The sequence below is a fragment of the Priestia sp. BR_2 genome (assembly GCF_041954005.1).
In the GTDB taxonomy this organism is placed as follows: domain Bacteria; phylum Bacillota; class Bacilli; order Paenibacillales; family Paenibacillaceae; genus Paenibacillus_AQ; species Paenibacillus_AQ lautus_A.
In genome coordinates this window covers 1-20,882 of the sequence record NZ_JAVFHM010000350.1, presented here as the reverse complement: position 1 = coordinate 20,882, position 20,882 = coordinate 1, and the positions used below count along the sequence as shown (strand labels likewise).

The 20,882-nt window shown below is 50.0% G+C and carries 25 protein-coding genes and 1 riboswitch; of the genes, 15 read left to right on the top strand and 10 right to left on the bottom strand.

The window, feature by feature from the left end; translation table 11 throughout:
* Nucleotides 1-82: 82 nt before the first annotated feature.
* From hxlA to RB298_RS31185, 3 genes are all read left to right on the top strand, one after another.
* Nucleotides 83-715 carry a 3-hexulose-6-phosphate synthase gene (gene hxlA, locus RB298_RS31195; protein WP_015736082.1) on the top strand — a complete coding sequence of 211 codons (633 nt, stop codon included), beginning with the start codon at nt 83-85 and terminating at the stop codon, nt 713-715.
* Nucleotides 716-721: 6 nt separating this feature from the next.
* A complete protein-coding gene (hxlB, locus tag RB298_RS31190; protein WP_096774334.1) occupies nt 722-1,285 on the top strand; it encodes a 6-phospho-3-hexuloisomerase in 564 nt (187 codons plus the stop codon).
* A gap of 86 nt (nt 1,286-1,371) precedes the next feature.
* Nucleotides 1,372-1,791, top strand: coding sequence for a winged helix-turn-helix transcriptional regulator (locus tag RB298_RS31185; protein WP_015736080.1), 420 nt, complete (start codon nt 1,372-1,374; stop codon nt 1,789-1,791).
* Between the two features lie 153 nt (nt 1,792-1,944).
* Here RB298_RS31185 and RB298_RS31180 read toward each other — a convergent pair whose 3' ends face one another.
* Genes RB298_RS31180 through RB298_RS31170 form a run of 3 tightly spaced genes read right to left on the bottom strand, consistent with a single transcriptional unit; the run spans nt 1,945 to nt 3,165 of the window.
* Nucleotides 1,945-2,451 (bottom strand): SRPBCC family protein, encoded by a 507-nt coding sequence (locus RB298_RS31180; protein ID WP_192571408.1) that lies wholly within the window; start codon nt 2,449-2,451, stop codon nt 1,945-1,947.
* Nucleotides 2,452-2,484: 33 nt separating this feature from the next.
* Nucleotides 2,485-2,802, bottom strand: coding sequence for an ArsR/SmtB family transcription factor (locus tag RB298_RS31175; protein ID WP_096774332.1), 318 nt, complete (start codon nt 2,800-2,802; stop codon nt 2,485-2,487).
* A 24-nt stretch (nt 2,803-2,826) separates the two neighbouring features.
* Nucleotides 2,827-3,165, bottom strand: coding sequence for a DUF1801 domain-containing protein (locus RB298_RS31170; RefSeq protein WP_096774331.1), 339 nt, complete (start codon nt 3,163-3,165; stop codon nt 2,827-2,829).
* A 218-nt stretch (nt 3,166-3,383) separates the two neighbouring features.
* On the opposite strand from RB298_RS31170, the gene RB298_RS31165 reads away from it, so the two are divergent.
* Nucleotides 3,384-4,592 carry a GTP-binding protein gene (locus RB298_RS31165; RefSeq protein WP_486050206.1) on the top strand — a complete coding sequence of 403 codons (1,209 nt, stop codon included), beginning with the start codon at nt 3,384-3,386 and terminating at the stop codon, nt 4,590-4,592.
* A gap of 103 nt (nt 4,593-4,695) precedes the next feature.
* Here RB298_RS31165 and RB298_RS31160 read toward each other — a convergent pair whose 3' ends face one another.
* Genes RB298_RS31160 through RB298_RS31150 form a run of 3 tightly spaced genes read right to left on the bottom strand, consistent with a single transcriptional unit; the run spans nt 4,696 to nt 6,070 of the window.
* Nucleotides 4,696-4,992: a putative quinol monooxygenase gene (locus tag RB298_RS31160; RefSeq protein WP_015736075.1), complete on the bottom strand. Its 297-nt coding sequence runs from the start codon at nt 4,990-4,992 to the stop codon at nt 4,696-4,698.
* A gap of 10 nt (nt 4,993-5,002) precedes the next feature.
* A complete protein-coding gene (locus tag RB298_RS31155; protein WP_096774329.1) occupies nt 5,003-5,641 on the bottom strand; it encodes a nitroreductase family protein in 639 nt (212 codons plus the stop codon).
* Between the two features lie 27 nt (nt 5,642-5,668).
* Nucleotides 5,669-6,070: a MarR family winged helix-turn-helix transcriptional regulator gene (locus RB298_RS31150; protein WP_228468886.1), complete on the bottom strand. Its 402-nt coding sequence runs from the start codon at nt 6,068-6,070 to the stop codon at nt 5,669-5,671.
* A 311-nt stretch (nt 6,071-6,381) separates the two neighbouring features.
* Here RB298_RS31150 and RB298_RS31145 point away from each other — a divergent pair, with 311 nt between their 5' ends.
* Complete coding sequence (locus RB298_RS31145) at nt 6,382-6,633, top strand: YolD-like family protein (RefSeq protein WP_090908448.1); 252 nt, start codon at nt 6,382-6,384, stop codon at nt 6,631-6,633.
* 77 nt (nt 6,634-6,710) lie between these two features.
* Here RB298_RS31145 and RB298_RS31140 read toward each other — a convergent pair whose 3' ends face one another.
* The 3 genes from RB298_RS31140 to RB298_RS31130 form a co-directional block, all read right to left on the bottom strand.
* On the bottom strand, nt 6,711-7,814 hold the full coding sequence (locus RB298_RS31140) for a CobW family GTP-binding protein (protein ID WP_486050202.1): 1,104 nt from the start codon (nt 7,812-7,814) through the stop codon (nt 6,711-6,713).
* Nucleotides 7,811-8,788: a TIGR03943 family putative permease subunit gene (locus RB298_RS31135; protein ID WP_096774326.1), complete on the bottom strand. Its 978-nt coding sequence runs from the start codon at nt 8,786-8,788 to the stop codon at nt 7,811-7,813. The genes RB298_RS31140 and RB298_RS31135 overlap by 4 nt, the downstream gene beginning before the upstream one ends.
* Nucleotides 8,789-8,895: 107 nt before the next feature.
* Entirely contained in the window at nt 8,896-9,906 is a 1,011-nt protein-coding gene (locus tag RB298_RS31130) for a permease (RefSeq protein WP_096774325.1), read from the bottom strand.
* A 154-nt stretch (nt 9,907-10,060) separates the two neighbouring features.
* Nucleotides 10,061-10,140: riboswitch (ZMP/ZTP riboswitch) on the top strand.
* A 66-nt stretch (nt 10,141-10,206) separates the two neighbouring features.
* On the opposite strand from RB298_RS31130, the gene RB298_RS31125 reads away from it, so the two are divergent.
* The 10 genes from RB298_RS31125 to RB298_RS31080 all read left to right on the top strand — a co-directional run bounded on the left by RB298_RS31125 (nt 10,207) and on the right by RB298_RS31080 (nt 20,702).
* Nucleotides 10,207-11,055 carry a bifunctional 5,10-methylenetetrahydrofolate dehydrogenase/5,10-methenyltetrahydrofolate cyclohydrolase gene (locus tag RB298_RS31125; protein ID WP_096774324.1) on the top strand — a complete coding sequence of 283 codons (849 nt, stop codon included), beginning with the start codon at nt 10,207-10,209 and terminating at the stop codon, nt 11,053-11,055.
* Nucleotides 11,056-11,341: 286 nt separating this feature from the next.
* Nucleotides 11,342-12,334 (top strand): LacI family DNA-binding transcriptional regulator, encoded by a 993-nt coding sequence (locus RB298_RS31120; RefSeq protein ID WP_096774323.1) that lies wholly within the window; start codon nt 11,342-11,344, stop codon nt 12,332-12,334.
* A gap of 181 nt (nt 12,335-12,515) precedes the next feature.
* Nucleotides 12,516-14,018, top strand: a complete 1,503-nt coding sequence (locus RB298_RS31115; protein WP_192571416.1) for a glycoside hydrolase family 32 protein — start codon at nt 12,516-12,518, stop codon at nt 14,016-14,018.
* Nucleotides 14,015-15,436 (top strand): sucrose-specific PTS transporter subunit IIBC, encoded by a 1,422-nt coding sequence (locus RB298_RS31110; RefSeq protein WP_096774321.1) that lies wholly within the window; start codon nt 14,015-14,017, stop codon nt 15,434-15,436. The genes RB298_RS31115 and RB298_RS31110 overlap by 4 nt, the downstream gene beginning before the upstream one ends.
* A 248-nt stretch (nt 15,437-15,684) precedes the next feature.
* Complete coding sequence (locus RB298_RS31105; protein WP_096774320.1) at nt 15,685-16,485, top strand: Cof-type HAD-IIB family hydrolase; 801 nt, start codon at nt 15,685-15,687, stop codon at nt 16,483-16,485.
* A gap of 214 nt (nt 16,486-16,699) precedes the next feature.
* A complete protein-coding gene (locus RB298_RS31100; protein ID WP_009592361.1) occupies nt 16,700-17,134 on the top strand; it encodes a MarR family winged helix-turn-helix transcriptional regulator in 435 nt (144 codons plus the stop codon).
* A 118-nt stretch (nt 17,135-17,252) separates the two neighbouring features.
* On the top strand, nt 17,253-18,290 hold the full coding sequence (locus RB298_RS31095; RefSeq protein WP_375120200.1) for an NADH:flavin oxidoreductase/NADH oxidase: 1,038 nt from the start codon (nt 17,253-17,255) through the stop codon (nt 18,288-18,290).
* 297 nt (nt 18,291-18,587) lie between these two features.
* The gene (locus RB298_RS31090; protein ID WP_486050196.1) at nt 18,588-18,932 is read left to right on the top strand and encodes a PadR family transcriptional regulator; all 345 of its coding nucleotides are present in this window, start codon (nt 18,588-18,590) and stop codon (nt 18,930-18,932) included.
* 4 nt (nt 18,933-18,936) lie between these two features.
* Complete coding sequence (locus RB298_RS31085) at nt 18,937-19,953, top strand: hypothetical protein (protein ID WP_277746275.1); 1,017 nt, start codon at nt 18,937-18,939, stop codon at nt 19,951-19,953.
* A 272-nt stretch (nt 19,954-20,225) separates the two neighbouring features.
* On the top strand, nt 20,226-20,702 hold the full coding sequence (locus RB298_RS31080) for a hypothetical protein (RefSeq protein WP_486050194.1): 477 nt from the start codon (nt 20,226-20,228) through the stop codon (nt 20,700-20,702).
* A gap of 86 nt (nt 20,703-20,788) precedes the next feature.
* Here the strand turns inward: RB298_RS31080 and RB298_RS31075 are convergent.
* Nucleotides 20,789-20,882, bottom strand: a 94-nt coding sequence (locus RB298_RS31075) for an IS3 family transposase (RefSeq protein WP_486048016.1), incomplete at its 5' end; no start/stop codon positions are given.

Below are 20,882 nucleotides of genomic sequence, written 5' to 3'. Positions count from 1 at the left end.
CGTACTTCCGTAAAGTAAACTGTCTACTCTACAATGATCGTGTAGTTATTAACCAATACACTCATAAGGAGAGATTGACAATATGGAACTTCAATTGGCGTTGGATTTGGTGAATATTCCGGAAGCAAAAGAAGTCGTGGCAGAGGTAGCCGAGTTTATCGATATCGTGGAGATCGGTACGCCGGTTGTTATTAACGAAGGGCTTCATGCCGTCAAAGCGATTAAAGAGGCGTTCCCGCATCTGCGCGTGCTGGCCGACCTTAAAATTATGGATGCCGGCGGTTATGAAGTGATGAAGGCATCCGAAGCCGGTGCGGATATCATTACGGTGCTTGGCGTATCCGACGATTCCACGATCAAAGGCGCGGTAGCGGAAGCCCTCAAGCAAGGCAAGCAAGTGATGGTGGATATGATCAATGTAAAGGACATTGAAGGCAGGGCGCGGGAGATCGATGCTTTCGGCGTGGATTATATCTGCGTTCATTCCGGCTACGACCACCAGGCGGAAGGCAAAAACTCATTCGAGGAATTGGCGGCGATCAAACGCGTCGTGAAACAAGCCAAAACTGCCGTTGCGGGCGGAATCAAAATGGAGACGCTCCCTGAGGTGATTCAGGCGAATCCCGATCTTGTGATCGTCGGCGGCGGAATTACAAGCCAAACCGACAAAAAGGCCACAGCGGCTCAAATGAACGAGCTTGTGAAGCAGGCATAAGTCGCCATGAGTCATAACATCTTTCAACATGCATCCGTCATTGCCAAGGAGTTATCGGAATCCGTTCAGCAGGTGGATGCTGGCCAGATCGAGGAATTGATTGAACGGATCGTGCAATCCGATGCCGTCTTCTTGGCAGGGGGAGGCAGATCCGGCCTGATGATCCGGGCTTTCGGCATGCGGTTAATGCAGATGGGATTTAAGGTTCATATCGTCGGCGATACGGTAACACCGGCCATCGGAGCGAATGACCTGCTTCTTATCGGTTCGGGCTCCGGCGAAACGCAAGGATTGGTATCCATGGCTCGGAAAGCCAAAGGGATCGGGTCCGCGGTTGCGGTCGTAACCGTGAGACCGGAATCGAGTATCGGCAAGCTTTCGGATGCGATGGTCCAGCTTCCGGGAACAACGAAGGAGCAGAATCAGGATATCCTCGTCACCGTTCAACCGATGGCTTCATTATTTGAGCAAAGCATGCTGATCGTGCTCGATGCGGTTATCCTGAGATTGATGGAAAAAAGCAAGCTTCGCTCAGACCAAATGTTTAGCCTGCATGCCAATTTGGAATAAGAAAAAACGGTGATGATGATAAGTTTGCCGCTTTGATGATATCCCCGCAACCGTTGTATACTATAGGGAAGAAGGGGTGATGCATTATGGCAAACGAGGTCAAGCAGCGAATTAATCTGAAGGAAATAAACTGCCATAAGGAGTTAACCCTGGCGGTCATCGGCGGCAAATGGAAGCTGATCATCCTCTGGCATCTCGGTTTGGAGGGCGTGAAACGCTTCGGTGAACTGAACCGGATGATTCCCCACATCACGCAAAAAATGCTGACCAATCAGCTTCGTGAATTGGAGGAAGACCAGCTGGTCCACCGCGTGGTTTACCCTGAGGTTCCCCCTCGGGTGGAATATTCGCTTACTCCTTACGGGGAGAGTTTGATGCCGATTTTGAAATTGATGTACGATTGGGGAAAAGATTACGGCGAACAAGTCATCTGGAAAGACGGCGAGTTGCCTGAGAATAAAGACGATGTACAGGCAGCGGAACAAGCGGTCGCCCAAAAGCTGTAATTTCTCGAACCTGCATGCGAATGCAAGTATGAAAAACCCTCCTTAAATTTTAAGGGGGGTTTTCGAGCGTGATGATGCTGCATTCTGAAGAATTAAAAAAAGGCGAACCAACAGGTTCGCCTCCGCTCGGTTGAGCTTCCTTAATCGATGTAATTATAGCTGGCTTTCAAGGTGTTCAGCGAGTTGATCAAAAGTACCGCCAAATCCTTGTTTCACCATTGGAGCCATTTCATCGAACGCTGCCCGTTCTTCCGCAGTCGCGTTTACGGGGCCTCCCTGCATGGTAAGCGTAGTTTTTCCGTCGATTTCTTCAAATGTGATGATATTCATAATTTCAAGCGGCCAGTTTGCGTTAAAAGGTGCACGTATCGTGTTCCCTTTCTCATCAGAGAATGATTGAACGAATACCAGCTTCTCAGGTTCGATAACTTCCTGATATACAAATTTACCCCACATGGCTTGACTGCCGTCCGGAGACTTCTGACAGCCTAGAAACATGCCTCCGGGACGTACATCCATTTTGATAACGTCTAAGGAAAACCCTTGAGGACCCCACCATTTGCCGAAGTGTTCAGGGTCGGTCCAAACTTTAAAAACCAGTTCCCGGGGGGCATTGAAAACACGTGACAGAAGTAAGCCTTGTTTGCTTTGCTCGGTCATTTGAATTCCTCCTAAGAAGAAGGGTAGCGGCAGCTACCTTTTCTTTTGTATTTTTTCCAAATAATCCTCAAGTTGATCTAAGCGCTTTTCCCAAATACTGCGGAACGAGTCCAACCATTCGTCCATTTCTTGAAGCGGTTCAGGACGTAGTTTATAAATTCGTCGATTAGCTTCCGCTTGGACTTCTACCAGTCCAGCTTCATGCAATATTTTTAAATGTTTGGAAGTCTGAGGTTGCCGGATTTGAAGACGTTCAGCAATCTGATTGACGGTTAAAGGACCTTCTCGTAACAGTTCGACCATCTGTAATCGGTTAGGTTCGGCTAGCGCGTGCAACGTTGTCTGTTTCATGGGACCTTACCCCCGATCTGGTTATTACAACGAACTTGATGCTTGAACTAATAATTCGGATAGCTGCTCATAGTCAGGAGTATCGTCTTTTCGAATTTTGAGCCATTTCCGTTCGGGTGGACCATCGAAAGTTGAAGGGACTTCTAGATTGGCTGTGTTCATGATCATAAAGGCGATTGCATCTTTGGATGGCGAAATCACGGCTGCATAGTGTCCGTTTTTGAGAAAATGCGGTTTTTTGTACTGAATCCGTTCTTCTACCTCCGGAATGGCTTCATGGACCATAAGTCGAAGCTTTTTGCCGACTTCTGCTTGCCAAGGCAAACTCAGGTTTTCAATGAACGAAATTACGTCTTGGCTCATAACGTATCCTCCTTATTTGTAAAGATTAACCAATGATTAATTGTAATATACCATTTTGAGAATATTCTTGTAAAGGAATATTATGAAATTGATTGCGGAGATTTTTTCTGCTTGTAGAAATTTTTTAAACGTGAAGGATTGACAATTTAATGGAGGGGATATATCATCATACCATAAATCGTAATTATTACGATTAAGGAATGGAGGAAGTTCATTTGATGAATTACAACAATAGAATTCCGGTTACTGTTCTTAGCGGTTACCTCGGTTCAGGCAAAACGACGGTCCTGAATCATGTGCTACATAATCGCGAAGGGTTGAAGGTAGCGGTCATCGTGAACGACATGAGCGAAGTGAACATCGATGCGGATTTGGTGAGAGGGGAAGGAAGCCTGTCCCGAACGGATGAGAAGCTGGTCGAAATGTCCAATGGCTGCATCTGCTGCACGCTCCGGGAAGATTTGGTGCAGGAAGTTCAGAAGCTGGCTCAAGAGAATCATTTTGATTACATACTGATCGAATCGACGGGAATCAGCGAGCCCGTGCCCGTTGCGCAGACCTTTGTTTACCCGGATGAGGTGTCCGGCGTACAGCTGTCCGATCTCGCCCGGCTGGATTGCATGGTAACGGTGGTGGACGCGAACCGATTCTGGAAAGATTTCTCTTCGGGGCAAAGCCTGCTTGATCGGAAGGAAGCGCTGAGCGAAGAGGATACGCGGGAAGTGGTGGATTTGTTAATCGACCAGGTAGAGACTTGCGATGTGCTGCTGTTGAACAAATGCGATCTGGTAAGCGAGGACGAATTGGCCAAGGTAGAGGGCATACTGCGAAAACTTCAGCCAAGCGCCAAAATCATCCGCACCGTGAAGGGACAAGTGGCACCTGCGGAAATTCTGAATACCGGTTTATTCGATTTTGAAAAAGCCAGTCAGTCCCCCGGCTGGATCCAGGAGCTTCAGAAGGAGGAGCACGTGCCGGAAACGGATGAATACGGCATCAGCTCTTTTGTCTATCGGAGAAGAAGACCGTTTCATCCGGAGCGGCTGGCGGCATTCATGGGTGATTGGCCGGAAGAAGTCGTACGTGCGAAAGGGATCGCTTGGCTGGCCGTGCGCGAGGATGTTGCGGCAAGTGTAAGCCAGGCTGGGCCTTCGATTCAGTTCGGGCCTGCAGGATACTGGGTCGCGGCTTTAACCGAGCAGGAGCAGCAGGAGCTGTTACGAAGTGAGCCGGATGTTCGGAGGAAATGGGATAACGTTTGGGGAGATCGGATGACCGAGCTCGTGATGATCGGGATTGGGATGGAACAGGAACAAATCGAGCGGGAGCTGGACGAGTGTTTGTTGACCGACCGGGAAATGCAGCTGGACTGGTCAACGTTTCACAATCCGCTGCCATGGATGGCCATCGAAGAGCTATCGCTGTAAGGCTGCTTATCTGTTCGATCCGATATGGAATGCGGTAATAGAATTAAAAAAGCCAACTCGTCTAAACGAGTTGGCTTTTTAATACGGATTTTAGTTTGCTTCATTATTTGTTGATCAGTTGGCCTGCATAGGCCTGCACGTTTAGCGGAGCTGTCAGGTATTTTGGAGCTTTAGCCACAAACGCCTGAAAATGGCTGCTCGCATTGTGGAGCCCCACAGCTTCCTGGTCTTTCCACTGTTCAACCATGAGATACGTGTTATCCTGCTCCGTATCTTTGAGCAGCTTATAAGATTCATTTCCTTGTTCCGCACGGGATGCTTCAATAAGTTCTTTTACGGATTCCAGAAATTCAGCCTCACGTTCGCCGTTTACTTTCATTTCTGCATGAATAATAATCATCGCTGTGACCTCACTTCCACTCTGCAATACGATCAATAGGAAGACGAGTCGTCAAACGCGCTTCTTTGGCAGCTTTACCTACCGAGATGAGCATGACCGGCACATAACGTTCCTTCTCCATACCAAATGCTTCTGCAATTCGGGATTTGTCATATCCGCCGATGGGGTTCGTGTCATATCCACGGGCACGGGCAGCAAGCATAAGCTGCATGGAAACCAAGCCGCTATCTATAAGGATCATTTCGCGGAAAGCCTGTGCCGGAATACGTCCGAATAGATCGGTATAGTTCGCCATCATCTGATCTTTTATCTCTTGCGGCAGATAACCGCGTTCCACAGCAGTGCCCATAATTTCATCTGCATTGTCGAATGCGTTCATATCTCCAAATACCGCAATGACTGCCGAAGAAGTTGAAACTTGTGTTTTGTTCCCTGGTGCAAGCTCTTCAAGCGTCGCTTTTCCTTCCGGGCTATCAACGACAAGAAATCTCCAAGGCTGAAGATTAACGGATGACGGAGCCAAAGTCGCTTCTTCCAAAATTTCAGTCATCTCTTCACGGCTGATTTTGACCGATGGGTCGTATACCCGCACAGAGCGGCGGGAAGTAATAATTTCTTTATAATCATTGTTTAGGGTCGTTACAGACATGGTATTCTCTCCTTTAGTCTCTATAAGTTAATCGGTTTTGCTTGGGTGTTTCATCTGTTGAATCTGGCTGTTCAATTTCTGTAAAGCATGAACAAGCGCAAGTCGTTCTGATTCCGTGAGGTCTGCCTGCAGTTCCTCCATAAATCGATCTTTCTCCGCCTTAAACGCTGCGACTTTACTTTTGCCCACTTCAGTTAGCTGAACCAACGTAATCCGGTTGTCATTCTCGCATCTCGTCCGCAGAAGCAATCCTTCCGCTTCCAGCTGTTGAACATGACGGGTCACCGCAGCTGGATCGATAGACACTGCCTTCTGGAGATCCGACTGGCTAATTTCGCCGCCGGTCAGTTTGCAGAGGAGTTCCAGCCGATTGGGACTAACACCGGCACATCGTTCAAACCGAGTCGCAATGTGCTTATTCAGATGCATTAGCAAGTACAGCAGGTCTTGTGTATGGCATGTAGAGATGATAAAGACCTCCTTCAATTCATTGACTGGTCAATGGTTGATGGGTCAATCATATAGGATTATTTTCTGAAAATCAAGTCTTTTGTATAAAAAAGCGAATCGAGTCCATAGTTCCCTCAGATATTCTGAATCCTGGGAGAGCCCGAGAATTCTGAATCGCATTTGATGTATAATAGGTAGTAGATTCCTAATTCATAGAATGGATGAAAGATTCGTTTTCATTGAGAATGTAATGCTGACGCATGAACAACATAAATCAGGAGGACAAGATTATGGCAAAAGCAAAAGTTCCAAAGCGACCCACTAGGGATGAGTTTGTACTGGAAGAGCTCGGAAATCAGCTAACGGAAGCTTACCAGGAGGAATCGGTCATCGTACTGACGGTCTGGGGATGGGAAGAGGCGGTCCGCGGACAAATCGATCAAATGGACTCCCGCACAGGGAAGGTGCATATGAAACAGAACGGCGTCATTACGAAGGTTCCTTTTATGGATATTATGGAAGTGAATTATCCTAGGGACTAATCATAAACGAACCGAAAAAAAGGAGATCCCTGAGGATCTCCTTATCTTTTATTCATATCCCTGCATGCATTCAAATGTCACTGCACCACGCCGCTGAGCAAGTCCTCCCACTGCTGGACAATGCGCGTTTTATCCAGGCGATGGCCGATTAACGTAAGATAGCCGCGCTGCAGCTTCAGCGTGCTGGGCTCGATGGCAAGCTGTGAACCTGCCCACTGAACCAGGGAGGGACCCGTGGAGAGCTGAATATATCCTTTGGCCCGTAGCAGGCCGGAACCGCGTGCAGCGAGAAAGGTTTCGATGAGGCTGATCTCAAGCGGGAAAGGGGTCGGTGCAGATAGAGTCAAGGTATCCAGGCCGGTATAGGAATGGCTGCCATGCCCGGCCTCTTCTCCGTGACCATGGCGATGCTCATTATGAGTGAAAGCTCCTTCATGGTTGCGGTGCCCCAGCTTGCTCCGATCTTCTTCGCCGCTCCAAGCGCTGCCTTGCAGGCGGTCCGCAGGACTCCCTTGCCGGTTGGAAGCATGAGATGAATGGCTATGATTCTCCGTTGGCTCTAGCTGAAGGGCCGCAAACATTTCATGCTCATCCAAACGGCTGTAGTCGGTTACGGACAGGCTTGCCGTCGTATTGATTTTTCTAATGGAGGTAATGACTTTATGGATCTGTTTCTCTTCGCATTCTCCCGCCTTGTTCAGGATGATCCGGTCCGCGAAGCTGATTTGTCCCCGCAGGGTACGGACCAGCTCGCGACTGGATGCAAAGAAGCTGTTATACTCGAGGAATTTGCTGCAGTCGGCCAAGGCGATTTTGCCACGGATCGATATTCGATCCACCAGTGTCGGATCCTGCAAATCCTCAAGAATCTGTTCAGGATTCGCCACTCCGGTCGTCTCGATGAAGACGAGATCGGGCTTCCGATCTAACAGGCTTTTCAGGGCTTGCCCCAGCTCGTCTCGTTTGGTGCAGCAGATGCAGCCGTCAAGCAGCTTCTCGATCGGAAGATCAGGCATTTCACCGGATAGGATATCGCCATCCACGTCCTGTTCGCCCATCTCATTCATCAGGACGGCGGTTCTCCATTGCCGATTGGCGGCATACGCCAGCAGCCTGAGGAGCAGCGTGGTTTTGCCGCTCCCCAAAAATCCGCTAATCAGCACGACGGGTATCTTGTTCATTTATTGATTACCTCCTTGGTCTCGATATCATTCGAATACAGTTCATCAAACTCTGCGACAGAGTCGGGATTCGTGAAAATGTAAGGGGATGACGGCTGCTCGATCGGCTGAATCCGTTCCGCTTGAATCTGCAGCGTTTCCTTACCGTCCGAGGTGGTGACCTGGATCGTGCCATCGATCTGAACCCACGCGTCATTCGCGAATGACGAAGCATTCGCGGCGCGCACCATGACCCCGAACGGGACGGCGTCTGCCGTGCAGCACATCACGAGGAAGCGGCTGACGGCGAAGGCGTCTTCGTTCATATGTCCATCGCGGAAAACAAATCCTTGGACGGTGATGGCCTTTCCTTGAAAATGCTGTTTGTACATATCCATGGCCCCAACGGTCTCCGAGAAAATGTCCGGCTCCACTCGGATGACGGGTAAGGTATATAAGCGCTTGGCCAGCTCCGCGAATTCCACGCTGTAGATGTCTTTGGGAACAAAACGCTCGTTCAGTGCGATGTCCTCCGCTGCCGCCAGGTCATCATTCGTTCCATGCTTCTCCATGCCCGAAACGGCGGGAGCATTCCGCTCCTCGGTTTTACGGCGAACATCGGGGTTCGGATAGGTGTAGATCATGCCTTTTTTGGCCGCCATATCGCTGCCGAGGGCTTGGTCCGGCAGGAGCAGGCCGAACAGCAGCGGCACCGTGAATAACCCGTAAACCGATATGTTTTTGATCAGTCCGCTGGGCAGGGGGTGCTCGCAATCGCACACCTCGCCGGAAGCTCCCGCAATGGCGTGCCACAGCATGCCGAAAGCTATGAACAACAGCGGCACCGGACAGAGCAGAAGCAGGGTCTGCATATGGGGAGCCAAGTAATAGTCCAGCGAATTTGATGCGTTCAGATGCATGATATAGGCGGCCAGAGCTGCGATAAGCAGCGATCGCAGTATATAGTGGCTTCGCAGGCTCAGACGGGGCTTCACGTCCCGAACACCTCCAATCTCAAGTGGATATCCGAAGGCATAACAGCCTGAAGGTGCCGTTATTCCAACCGTTTTCGTGTATTGCCACTCCAGTTTGTTTACTACACCTAACCGCCGAATAGCGCGTTGACGGCTACAGAGCCGATAAAGACAAGCGTAATCACCAGCAGGCTTAAGCCGATCACGAATTTGGTCTTGAAGGTAGCCGACAGCATGAGCAGGCTTTTGAAATCCAGCATCGGGCCGAGAACCAGGAAGGAAACCAGCGGGCCGACGGTAAAGGTGTGCGTGAATGCCGATGCCACGAAGGCGTCCGAAGTTGAGCAAAGGGAGAGGATGAAGGCAAAGCCCATCATGAACAGATAGGAGGCGGCAGGACCGTTCCCCAGAGCCAGCAGCTCCTCCCTCGGAATGAAGGATTGGATGCAGGCCGTCAGGAAAGCGCCCAGGACTAAATATTTGCACATCTCGATCAGCTCGTCTCCGGCGTGGACAAACATGCTTCTCCAGGTTTTGGGATGCTCATGCAACAAACGTTCCCCCTTGCTGGAGCCCTGTTCGGCGAACTCTTGAAAGGAACGCTTCAGGGGGCTGCTTCTTGAAAAAACATAAACGAGCAAACCCGTCGTCACCGCGACTGCAAAAGCCAGTCCCATTCGTCCGATCGTCACTTCGGGATGCGAACGGAAGGCCATGATCGTTGATGCGAATACAATGGGATTCAGAATAGGACCGCTGAGGATAAAGGTGACGGCGATATAGGCGGGCATCCCCTTCAGCATCAACCTGCGAACGACCGGGATCATCCCGCATTCGCAGATGGGAAACAGGATGCCGAGCATGGAAGCGAACAGGACGCCAACCATCGGATTCTTCGGCGTGAGACGCCGCACCCATTGCTCTTTTACGAACAACTGCAAAAGGGACGACAGCAGCACTCCAAGCAAAATGAAAGGAAGTGCCTCAAGGAAGATGCCCGTGAAGACGGTTTTAACCTGCTGCAGGTCTTGGCTGGGTATGGGGTTTAAGTCCTTCTGCAGCCATATCGTCAAGACCGGAATCACGAACACAAGCGGCAGTATAAAGGGCAGCATTTTGAAGATCGCCGGATATCTCATCAAGGCCTCCTGGAACGAATTGTTCTTAGGACATTCTATGCTTGTACCATCGGCAACATACGTGATTTCAGGCAACAAATCAAAAACTTTACGATTAAAGGGCGGCCGCATAGCCGGTGGCGCGAAGTCCAAAGTCGTGATATATTAAAAAAAGTTATCCATGTGTTACTGGCGTAGCTTGGGTTACCAAGAGGGAGCACATGGGATCATATGTCGTACGCCTGGGCAAGAGGTAAGGAGACGTTCGAGTCGCCTTGCCTCTTTATGTTTTTTAATACAATGGCGAAGGAGCGGATTAGCATGAGTAAGGAACCCGTAATTTTGGATGGAAAAAAAGTATCCGATGATATCAAGGCAAAGCTGGCGGTGAAGGTACAGGAATTGAAACAGCACGGGGTAACCCCTTGTCTGGCAACGATTCTGGTTGGCGATGATCCTGCTTCGGCGACCTATGTGCGGATGAAGGGAAATGCGTGCGAGCGGCTTGGCATCATATCCAAAAAAGTAGTGCTGGAGACATCGACAACGACGGAGGAGCTGATCGCCGCGATTCAAGCACTGAACGAGGATCCGAACGTCCACGGTATTCTGCTTCAGCACCCGGTACCGCACCATATCGATGAGCGGGCGGCTTTTGATGCCATCGACATGAAAAAAGACGTGGATGGAGTAACCACGCTCGGGTTCTCGCAAAATGCGTTTGGTTTCGCCGATTACCCGTCATGTACGCCGGCGGCGATTATCGCGATTATGGACTATTACAGCCTGCCGATCGAAGGGAAGCATGCGGTGGTGGTCGGACGCAGTCCGATTCTGGGCAAGCCGGTATCGATGATGCTGCTCAATCGCAACGCCACGGTTACGATCTGCCATTCGAGAACGAAGAACCTTGGGGAGATTGTGTCCCAAGCGGATATTGTGGTTGCGGCCGTAGGCAAGCCTAATTTCATTCAAGGGGACTGGATCAAGCCGGGTGCCGTCGTGTTGGACGCCGGTTACAATAAAGGGAATATCGGGGACTGCGATTACGAAGCCTGCGCCAAGGCGGCTTCCGCAATCACGCCGGTACCGGCGGGCGTCGGCCCCGTGACGATAGCGACATTGCTGAAGCATACCGTCGAATCGGCCGAGCGAACCGTCCAAGCTTAAGGGAATGCACTTGACTACTTGCATGTGAAGCAAGGCTGCACCCATGAATCATCCCCTTCGAATCTTTCATTTTATGCCAGAGCCTGCAAATATGGACCATGCAATGCTAGGCTTGGAGCCCGCATTTCACGGACCCCTGGACGTCATGGTATAGTTAGGAATAAGAGAAATACGAAGGGGAGAGATTCATGTTTATACGAATCATGGCCTGTTGTGCGGGACAACAGGGAGCTCCAGAGAAAGATCCGTTCGATGCAGCGCTGCTAACGGCTCCGGAGATCTTGGCATGAAGAACACGATCGCCGATATTGCCCACAAAGCCGGAGTTGCCAAAAGCACGGTCTCCCGTTTCTTGAACGGAGGATCCGTCAGTCATGCGACACGCCGCAAGATTGAGCAGGTTATTCAGGAAACCGGCTATATCCCGAATTCTTTTGCGCAAAGCCTGAAAGCGAAAAAAACGAGCATGATCGGCACCATTATGCCGCGTCTGGACTCCTTCTCCGCATCGCAGACTGTCGCCGGCATGGACGAAGAATTAAGAAAACACGGATATCAGCTACTGATCATCAACGCAAGCCAGGATTTATCCAGGGAGATCGAAGCGCTGTATGATCTCGCCAGACAAAAAATATCAGGCATTATTCTGTTCGCCACGCAGGTGACGGAAACCCATCTTGCCGCGATTCAAGAGATCGGCATTCCGGTCATTCTGCTCGGACAACAGCACGACCATGTCCACAGCATGATCTATAACGATTATGCCGCAGGTTATGACATGGGCCGGTACGTGCTGTCGATGGGACATCGTCAAATTGCCTATATCGGGGTGACGGAAAAGGACGTAGCCGTCGGAGTCAAGCGGAAGGAAGGGTTCCTCAAAGCGGTAAGCGAGTATGAAGAGGCGGAAGCGGTTCTCTATGAGAGTGGATTCAAGATGTCGGATGGTGTGAAGACGGCATGCTCCATGTTTGAGCTTCACCGAACGCTGCCAACGGCCGTGGTCTGCGCCACGGACAACATTGCGCTAGGCGTGATGAAAGCGGCGCACATGAAAGGCATCTCTATTCCCGACCAACTTTCCGTGACCGGATTTGGCGGATACGACGTAACCGAGGTGATTCATCCCGGGTTAACAACGGTGAAATATGGATATTTCCAAGCGGGCCACCTCGCGGCACAGCATATTATGAAGCTGGTCAACGACGAGCCGGTGGATTTCCTGACGGTCATGAATTGCGAGATGATTCATCGGGAAAGCGTTGACAATCTGAATTAGGTATTTTATACTTCAGATAACGGAACCGGTTCCAATCCGAGTGTTTGCTTGGTATTGGAACTGAGTTCATTATTTTTACCTTTGATTGGAACCGGTTCCACCACAGTTAAATTTATTAGCGTGCACGCGTTAGCATGATCTGTTTGATTTTTCAGCAAGCCCATTTATAAGGAGAAGAGATATGGACAGAGAACTGAAATACCGACGCCTGGATCAGGCTTCTCCCGAAGAGCTTTCCTCCATTAGGAAGAAAGTGCGATTAAGCGAATGGAGGCAAAAATTTCACGTGCAGCCCATCATGGGCCTGATGAATGATCCCAATGGATTTTCTTATTACAACGGAGAGTATCACTTGTTTTACCAATGGTTTCCTCTGGGTACGTTTCACGGCTTGAAATACTGGTACCATACTTCCTCGAAAGATCTGGTGTTTTGGCAGAACCAAGGCATCGCTATTGAACCCGGTCACCCGCATGATGCTTATGGCGCTTATTCGGGCAGCGGTATCGTGAAAGATGGCAAACTATGCCTCATGTATACCGGGAATGCCCGGGATGAGGAATGGAACAGGCAATCTTATCAATGCATGGCTGTGATGGACCGCGACGGATCCATCACGAAGCTCGATAAGCCGCTGATCGACCATGTGCCGGACGGATATACCGAACACTTCCGGGATCCGAAAGTATGGCAAGACAAAGACAAGTACCGGTTCGTCATCGGTGCCCAAAGGGTTAATCAGACAGGTGCGGCTGTCGTTTATGAATCCTCGGATCTATTGGTTTGGGAATTCAAGGGGGAGATACAAACCCGACTTCAGCATTTCGGCTATATGTGGGAATGCCCCGACTATTTTGAACTGGATGGCCAGGGCGTGCTTCTGTTTTCCCCGCAAGGGCTGCTTCCGGAGGACGACCATTTTCGAAACATTTACCAATCCGGCTATGTTTCAGGCAAGCCGCTCAATAGGGATACGCTGGAGTTTGACCACGGTCCCTTTTGCGAGCTGGACAGAGGTTTTGATTTCTACGCGCCGCAGACCATGCTGGATGAGAAAGACCGGCGCATCATGGTGGGCTGGATGGGTTTGCCGGATATCGGGTATCCCACCGATTCGCATGGCTGGGCCCATTGTTTGACGCTTCCGCGTATGCTTACGTTCCGTGAAGGCAGGCTGATTCAACAGCCGGTTCCCGAGCTTCAAGCGCTCCGCGATCATGCCGCTCAGGCAGTGGATACGCTTCACAGCGAAGTGAAGAGTTACGAGGGGGTTCAAGGAACCGCATTCGAAATGATATGCGAGTTCCAAGCCATCGAGGCGGACGTCGTTGGCATTGAATTTCGGGCTGGCGAAGGGGAACGAACCGTTATTCGATATGAATCCGGCCAACGGAAGGTTACGCTGGATCGCTCTTCTTCGGGTGCAACGATTGTCAGTGATTACGGAGCGGAACGATCCTGTATGCTGCCAACCGAAAGAAATTCGATCAAATTTCATCTGTTCGTGGACATTTCTTCGGTCGAGCTGTTCATCAACGATGGCGAAGAGGTGTTTACAAGCAGAATTTTTCCGAAGTGGAACAGCCGTAACATTCGATTTTTCGTACAGAACGGCAGTGCCGGCTTGAAGGTCGAGAAATGGGATCTGACCGAAGCCGTAAAAGATAAAGAAGGGGCTGAATGAACATGGCAGCGGATAATCGGGAAATCGCAAGGCAGGTAGTGGAAGCCATTGGCGGCAGGGAGAACATCGCTTCCTTTGCCCATTGTGCCACCAGGCTGAGAATCATGGTTCATGATCAGAAGAAGATTGACCAGAAGAAGGTCGAGCAGATCGACAAGGTCAAAGGAGCCTTTTTCAACTCCGGGCAGTACCAGATCATTTTCGGAACAGGAACCGTCAATCAGATTTTTGAAGCGGTCGAATCCCTTGGAATGGAGAGCACAAGCAAGGAAGAACTGAAATCTCAGGCGAAAAAGTCGGGGAATCCGTTTCAGCGGGCGATTCGTACATTCGGTGACGTGTTTGTGCCGATTATCCCGGTATTGGTCGCCACTGGCTTGTTCATGGGATTACGGGGGCTGCTGACCCAGGATACCGTGCTTGCCTGGTTCGGTGCGACACCGGATGATATCTCGGCTAATTTCCTGCTCTTCACCCAGGTACTGACGGATACGGCTTTCGCTTTCTTGCCCGCCTTGGTGGCTTGGTCCGCGTTCAGGGTGTTCGGAGGCAGCCCCGTGCTGGGTATCGTCCTGGGATTGATGCTGGTTAACCCGGCTCTTCCCAACGCGTACAGCGTGGCGAACGGCTCGGCTGAGGCACTCATGATCTTTGATTTCATTCCGGTTGTCGGGTATCAGGGCTCGGTCCTGCCGGCATTCTTCATTGGACTGCTGGGCGCGAAATTCGAGAGATTTTTGCGAAAACGCATTCCTGACGCCATCGATCTGATCGTTACCCCGTTTCTGACCTTGCTCGTTATGATAACCCTCGGCCTGTTTGCGATCGGCCCCGTGTTCCACTCCCTGGAAGAAGTGGTTCTGAACGCGACGACGTTCTTGCTGGAGCTGCCGTTCGGTATCGCGGGTCTGGTCATCGGTTTCTTTAACCAGATCATTGTGGTCACCGGGGTGCATCATATTTTCAACTTCCTGGAGATCCAACTCCTTGAGAAGACAGGGAGCAATCCGTTCAATGCGATCGTGACCAGCGCCATGGCAGCGCAGGGTGCAGCTTGTCTGGCTGTCGGACTCAAGACGAGAAATAAAAAGCTCAAGGCATTATCCCTGCCATCGGCATTCTCCGCCTTGCTGGGAATCTCCGAGCCGGCGATCTTCGGGGTCAACCTCCGTTACGTCAGACCGTTTGTTATCGCCTTGATCGGGGGCGGCGTGGGCGGTTTCATGGCTTCCATCTTTCAGCTTGAGGCCACAGGCATGGCCATTACCGTCATCCCGGGCACGCTGTTGTACTTGAACAGCCAGCTTCCTCTTTACATTTTGTGCAACCTGACGGCGATGGCGATTACGTTCGTGCTGACCTGGATATTCGGATTCAATGATAAGATGCTTGAAGAGGTCCGCTCTGAAGCGAAATAAAGCCATAAGCGAAAGGTCCGCCCTGAACAGGCGGGCCTTTTTTGGTCCGGATGCTGGTAAATCGTCTGGCTGACCGGCTTTCTTGTTCATTAAAATGGATATCTGAAAAGAGTGCTCTACTGCGGTTTTTTGGCGTTATCAAGGCTGACCCAGGGGAGCTTGGTAAAATTATGGCTTGCTCTGAAATGCTTTTCATCATTTACAATACAGTTACAAGCTTGAATATACGTAAAGAGAGGCGAGCGTTATTGATGAAGAAGATCCTATTTTTTGATATTGACGGTACGCTGCTGGATCATGAGAAGCAGGTTCCGGCGACAACGAAGGAGTCCATTGCTGAATTAAAGAAGGCCGGCCATATCGTAGCCATTGCTACGGGACGCGCCCCCTATCATTTTGAAGAGCTGCGGGAAGAGCTCGGCATCGATTCTTATGTTTGCTTGAACGGTCAATATGTGGTTTATGAAGGCAAACCGATCTACGGTAATCCTCTGGCGGAGGATGCCTTGCAGGAGCTGACGGAACAAGCGGTTCGGCTGGATCATCCGATTATCTATGCCGGCAGCGAAGCGATGAAGATGAACGTAACCGAGCATGTCCATATCGATTCCAGCTGGGGGGAGCTGAAACTGACGATCCCGGAATACGATCCGGAATATTACTTGGGCCGCGATATATATCAAGCCATTGTATTCTGTACCGAGGATGAGGAGGCCGATTACGTAAAAAGATTCGAAGGGCGGTTCGATTTCGTGCGCTGGGGCCCCTATGGAATTGACGTGTTACCGGCAGGGGGCTCCAAAGCCGAAGGAATCAAACAATTGATTCAGCTGCTGCGCATCGATCTGGAGGATACCGTCGCGTTTGGCGATTATCTGAATGATCTGGAGATGCTGTCGTACGTGGGCCACGGCGTGGCAATGGGCAATGCGCCGGAGATCGTGAAGCAGGCGGCCAGGCATGTCACCCGCGATGTCGGCCAAGACGGAATACAATACGGACTTCGCATGCTCGGTTTGCTGGGCAAGGAGCCGCAGGAGATTAAGTAACGGGTTTTACGATAAAAAAGCCTGGACAGCGTGTCAGTCTTAGCGCATTTTGCGGTGCGTGAGGACTGGCATGAATTTCCGTTCCGTATGCTAACGCCCCATCGCAGGTTTGACGACGGAAACAGGGACTTGCTATTATTAATAACTGACAGTGACCCGCTATATGGTAATACGAACTTTCTGGCGGAAATATACCGGAACAGGTGGAGACCCTATGTCAGCCGATCAAACGCGACAACTCATCACAAGTTGGCTATCCTTGACGCAGATTCATGCATTGATTTCCAACGAGCTGGAACAAAAGCTCCAGCAGAAGCACGATTTATCGCTGAATGAATTTTACGTGCTGTTATTTCTGTCCGAGGCTCCCGAGCAAAAATTAAGGCTTCAGCAGCTGCAAACGATGGTGGGGCTAAGCCAGAGTGCGATGTCGAGACTGGTCAGCCGCTTTGAAGCCAAAGGCTGCGGCGCCATGCAAAGGGCGATTTGCGAGGATGACAGGAGAGGAATCTACACGTCACTGACTCCGATTGGCGAAGAGAAGCTGCAAAAAGCCAAGAACACGGTCCAAGACGTGCTGGAGCAGCAATTCGCAATGCCCAAAATGAAGCATGGTCTGGAAGATGCATTGAAGCATATTCGAGGGTAACTAGATCGTTTCAACAGCCATTCTTGACGAATGGTCTTTGTTTTGCTAACTTAGATGCATGTGCATGCATTTTGTTTAAAGAGATCAAATCATGAGGATAGAAGGAGCGTGTCTCTGAATGGAACATTTACTCAGTCCATATAAATTGAAATCGTTAGATCTGAAAAACCGGGTGGTTATGCCCCCCATGTGCCAATACTCGGTAACGAACAAAGACGGCATTGCCACCGATTGGCATTATTTGCATTATACAAGCCGGGCAATCGGCGGAGCCGGACTCGTTATCGTGGAGATGACGGATGTGGAACCGGACGGCCGTATTTCCGATTATGATCTTGGGTTATGGTCGGATGAGCAGATTCCCGCTTTGGCCCGCATAGTTGAAGCGATACATCAGCATGGCGCCAAGGCGGCGATTCAGATTGCGCATGCCGGACGCAAAGCGGAGGACGCGGAAACGCCCGTTGCCCCATCGGCTATTCCATTCGATGAGCACTCGAAAACGCCAAGGGCACTCACAACCGAAGAAGTTAAGCAGATGGTGGAAAAATTCCGCGTGGCTGTACGCCGTGCGGTGAAGGCCGGTTTTGACGCGATTGAATTGCATGGAGCCCACGGCTATCTGATTCATCAATTCCATTCTCCACTGACTAACCGGAGAACGGATGAATACGGCCAGGATCTAACCAAGTTCGGCCAAGAAGTGATTCAAGCCGCAAAAAGCGAAATGCCTGAGGACATGCCGCTAATCATGCGAATCTCGGCTAGAGAATACGTAACGGGCGGTTATGGCATCGAAGAGAGCATCGCATTCTCCAGGATATATCAGGCTGCAGGCGTTGACATGTTCCATGTCAGCGCTGGCGGCGAAGGACCAATCGCGGCGGAAGGAAGACCGGGCACCCACGTCGCCTACCAAGTACCGCTAGCCAGACAGATCAAAGAAGCGCTGCAAGTACCCGTCATTGCCGTGGGCCGTTTGGATGAACCCGCCTTGGCGAATGCGGTAATAGGCAACGAAGACGCTGATCTCGTCGCTGTTGGAAGAGGAATGCTGCGCAATCCGTACTGGGCATTAGAAGCAGCAACGGTGCTTCAGAAGGAGATCGCGATTCCGGCACAATACCAGAACGGTTTTCCCAGAAAATCGAGATAGATAGGCGGCTGAACATATAGCTGCCAACGAACTATGGAGATTGGCTTATCATTCCCAGAAAGTGAACATTATCAGGAACCCGGTTATGGGTGAGCGTATTTAGAGAAGGTTATCTTACGGTCCGTCACGGCTGTAGGATAACCTTTTTTTGCGTACAAGGAAATGCTTGAATTATGGTAGCCATCAAGCTTGGGAGCCGTTAACATAAGGTTAACTAAAATATTTTTAAAAATTTATTAATTGTTTATTTACATTAGTGTGTGACGTACAGTATAATAATTTCCAGGAGATGATGATATGCCAGAGGATCAGGATATTTTAAACAGTATGGTGCAGGAGCTTCGGCGGGGTACGATCATCCTTGGTGTTCTCAGTCAGTTGTCCGAACCGCAGTATGGATATTCATTGGTGACCATATTGCAGGAGAGGGGGATCAACGTGGAAGCGGGTACGCTTTATCCGTTGCTGCGTCGGCTGGAGAAACAAGGCTTGCTTAACAGCGAGTGGGATACGAATGAAGCCCGGCCCAGAAAATATTACATCATAAGTCAGACAGGCAAGGACATATATCGGCAGCTCTACCATGAATGGAAGGATATGAGGACAAGTCTGGAAGGACTTGTGAATGACAAGGGGGACTAAGGTGATGGATCTGATTAACAGGTATATTTATGCGGTGACCCAGAAGCTGCCCGAATCGCAGCGGACGGATATTGAGAAGGAGCTTCAAGGACTCGTCGAAGACATGCTCGAAGACCGCGGAGTCGGCGTAGAGACCGCAAGTTTGGAAGAGGTGGAGCAGGTGCTGCTTGAGCTCGGGCCGCCCGGGGAAATGGCAGCCAGATACAGAGGAAGGGAAAGGTATCTCATAGGTCCGGGTTTGATTAACAGCTATTGGTCCGTCCTGAAGATCGTACTGTATTCGATAGCCGTTGCTCTTGGCATCGTCTACATCATTGATTTCTTTACAAGCACGGAACCCACTGCCGAGAAGCTGCTGGAATTACTTGTTTCGCTGCTTAGCGTGGGAATCCACGGATTTGCATGGGTTACCGTTATTTTTGCCTTTATCGAATACCGCGGGGCTCGCCAGGTCCCCAATGATCCTTGGAAACCCTCGGAATTGCCTGCAATTCCGGAACCAGCCGCTCGGATTAAACCGATCGAGCCGGTGCTCGGCATCCTGTTTTCCGTGCTGTTCTTCGTCCTGTTCACGTTTTCCATTAACTTGATCGGTGTTCATCGATTCGACGAAAACTCGATCGCCATTCCGGTGTTTGAACAGGCGGCCTTCGCCAAGTATTTGCCGCTGATATGGCTTCTTACCGCCTTCAGCATATTCAATGAAGCCAGGAAATTAATCACAAGAAAGTGGACGCCGCAGATTGCCGTCATGCATGTCATATTTAACGTTGCTTCCGTTATCGTTACGGTGATCCTGTTCTCCGATATGACGATTTGGAATCCGACATTCATGGATCAGCTCGTTCAAGCGGGTTTCGTAACACCGGGGGATGAAGCGTATGAGACCGTAAAATCAATTTGGGATCGATCCAGGGACGGCCTCATTTACGTCATTGTGATCATTACCCTTATTGATACCGTATCTGTCGTGATGAAATGGTTTCGGGGAAAGGAAGGCAATACGGCGTTAACCAAGTAAAGATAAAAGTGTTGAAGCGAAGGGCGTCCCAACGGATCTTGGATCTGGCGGGATGCTCTCTTTTTTTGTTGTCAGGAAACAAACCGTGTATTTATATGGTTGGTTGGACCATGAACGACACGACGCGAAATGGATAAGCATAGGATAAGGAGCGAGGCAAATATTTTTTTGACAAAAATGTGAATGATATGTGTCAAAATTATGTACAGTGGTGTTATAATAAGGTAAGAGCTGAATGAAAACCCTTACAGAATGAACGGAGCTGATTAATCATGAAATATGCGATCCATTACTCTACCAGAATGAAAGACGTTATTTTGTTTTCCTTTGTCCTTAGCATTATCCTGTTTCAGGTAGCCACCTTGACCGAATATTCCTATCCTTTCTTCTTCTATATGCAGATGGCCGTGAATGTCGTTGTCGTTGCGGCACTGGCTATTGAAGGTTATGCGAGATTGGTGAAGCGGGAAGTGAATATTCAGGAGAAATCGGAGACGATTTCGATCAACGGCGTAGAGATTCACGCTGAACAGATCCGCGAAATCAAGGTTTCCGGTTGCCATAAAGCCGCTTTTCAAATTAGCCTCAAGGATAAGAGCGTAAATCCGATGTACTGCTGCTTTAAATTTGAAGAGAAGAATTGTGAAGGCATTCGGAGTCTCACGCGTTGGGCCGAGCAAAATCAGGTTTCCGTGCGCAAGGTCGGACCGCAAACCCGTTCCGGCTTGGTACTCACATCTAACCATTAATAGGCTGTATGTATATTAAGAATAGAAGCATCTGAACCTGGGACTGCCCCCCGTTTGTGAGACAGGGATCAAAACACCTTGCAAGTTTAAGCAGCCAGTTGCCGGAAATGAAACGGCGACTGGTTGTTTAGTTTTGTTTGAATGCGAATTGAGTTATAGTAAGTAATGTAGTCTCGAATG